This window comes from Propioniciclava sp., assembly GCF_036744435.1.
GTDB lineage: Bacteria > Actinomycetota > Actinomycetes > Propionibacteriales > Propionibacteriaceae > Propioniciclava.
The window spans coordinates 1-1721 of record NZ_DAIOIA010000239.1 but is presented as its reverse complement, the minus strand read 5'-3'; the positions used below and the strand labels follow the sequence as shown (position 1 = coordinate 1721).

3 protein-coding genes are annotated in these 1721 nt (G+C 71.5%); 1 reads left to right on the top strand and 2 read right to left on the bottom strand.

Annotated features, from left to right (window positions below; translation table 11 throughout):
• Window positions 1-500, bottom strand: a 500-nt coding sequence (locus V7E09_RS15605) for an aldo/keto reductase (protein ID WP_324523739.1), incomplete at its 3' end; no start/stop codon positions are given.
• A gap of 90 nt (window positions 501-590) precedes the next feature.
• On the opposite strand from V7E09_RS15605, the gene V7E09_RS15600 reads away from it, so the two are divergent.
• Window positions 591-1037 carry an NUDIX hydrolase gene (locus tag V7E09_RS15600; protein WP_324510868.1) on the top strand — a complete coding sequence of 149 codons (447 nt, stop codon included), beginning with the start codon at window positions 591-593 and terminating at the stop codon, window positions 1035-1037.
• A gap of 192 nt (window positions 1038-1229) precedes the next feature.
• Here V7E09_RS15600 and V7E09_RS15595 read toward each other — a convergent pair whose 3' ends face one another.
• On the bottom strand, window positions 1230-1688 hold the full coding sequence (locus tag V7E09_RS15595) for a MarR family winged helix-turn-helix transcriptional regulator (protein ID WP_324523738.1): 459 nt from the start codon (window positions 1686-1688) through the stop codon (window positions 1230-1232).
• Window positions 1689-1721: the final 33 nt, after the last annotated feature.

The following is a 1721-nucleotide window of genomic DNA, read 5'->3' as shown; positions in this document are numbered from 1 at the left end:
GCCCGCCCCGAGCGCACCGCGTGGTCCAGCGCGCCCATCGTCTCCTCCAGCGGCGTGTCCGGGTCGGCGCGGTGGTGGTAGAAGATGTCGACGTGGTCCAGGCCCATGCGGGCCAGGGACGCGTCGAGCGAGTCCAGCAGGTACTTGCGCGATCCCAGGTTGCCGTACGGGCCGGGCCAGAAGTCCCAGCCGGCCTTGGTGGAGATCACCAGCTGCTCCCGGTAGGGGGCCAAATCGGTGCGCAAGTGGCGCCCGAAGTTCTCCTCGGCGGCGCCGTAGGGCGGGCCGTAGTTGTTGGCCAGGTCGAAGTGCGTGATGCCCAGGTCGAAGGCCCGGCGCAGGATGTCGCGCTGCCGGGCGAAGGGGACGTCATCGCCGAAGTTGTGCCACAGACCCAGCGAGAGGGCCGGCAGCATCAGGCCGCTGGCCCCGGTGCGGCGGTAGGGCATCCGGCCGTCATAGCGGTCGGGATCGGCGCGGTACGGGTCGAGGATCGGCATCGGTGCAGGCTCCTTGTCATCGGGTCACCGTCACGCTAGCCCAGGGGGCCGACCCACCCCAGCTTGTTGCCCCCGCGTTAGCCTGCTGGTGTGCATTTCAGCGAGTACGACACCCGGCTGGCCGCGTACGCCGTGATCGTCGACGCCGAGCACCGGATCCTGCTGAGCTGGTGGAACGGCGGCGACCAGCCGGAGCGGGCCTCCTGGTCGCTGCCCGGCGGCGGCGTCGAGTTCGACGAGGCCGTCGAGGACGCCGTGGTGCGGGAGGTCTACGAGGAGACCGGCTACCACTGCGAGCTGACCGGCTTCCTGACCACGTCGAGCTACACGGTCGCGGCGAGCTGGTCCACCGGGAGGCCGCTGAAGGGCGTCCGCCTGATCTACACGGCCCGCATCGTCGGCGGGACGCTCGGCACCGTGGAGGTCGGCGGCTCCACCGACCGGGCCGCCTGGCTTCCGCTGGAGGAGGCCGAAGGCGCCGCCGGGGAGTTGGTGGGGGCCGGGATCGACGCCTGGCGCGAGACCACCTGCGGGTGAGCCGCCCACGCGGGCATCGACGCCATCCAGGCGAGCGTTTCGGCCTCAGCGGACGCCTGGTCGAGGCCGGGCTCGCGCTCGCGCCGCCACGCCGTCATCGTGGCGAAGCGCTCCTCGAAGCCCTGCAGGTTGCCCTCGGCGTCGGTGCAGTGCTCGCAGTAGCGGCCGGTTTCGATCGGCATGCTGCAGCTTTCACAGGTCGGTGTGGTCATGGTCGTGTTCCTCTCGTGGAAGGGTGCGGGCCTGGGCCGCGAGGGCGTGCAGGCCACGGATCAGGGCGTCGGCATCGGCGGTGGTGGCGAGGGCGGCGTCCAGCAGGGGGACGTCGAGGACCCGGTTGAGGCGATCGAGCAGGGCCCGGCCGTGGGGGCTGAGCCAGACCTGAACCCGTCGGCGGTCGGCAGGATCGGTGGCGCGGTCCAGATAGCCGTCGCGGACCAGGTGACCGACGATGTCGCTGACCACCGACTGCGAGCGCTGCAGATGCACCGCGAGCTCCCCGATCGTCACCGGTCCGGTGAGGACCAGGTGGGTGAGCACGGCGCGGGACGCCGCAGGGACGTCCGACCGCGGCCCGTCGCGCCGATGGTAGGCCAGGTAGAGCGCGCGGAAGGCGTCCTCGAACTCTGCCCCGCGTCCTGGTGTCGTCATGCCTCCAGCGTGGGAGGTGGGCCATCCATCGTC

Coding starts and splice junctions, on each gene's coding strand:
- V7E09_RS15595 (WP_324523738.1), bottom strand. CDS start 1,688: ATGACGACACCAGGACGCGGGGCAGAGTTCGAGGACGCCTTCCGCGCG.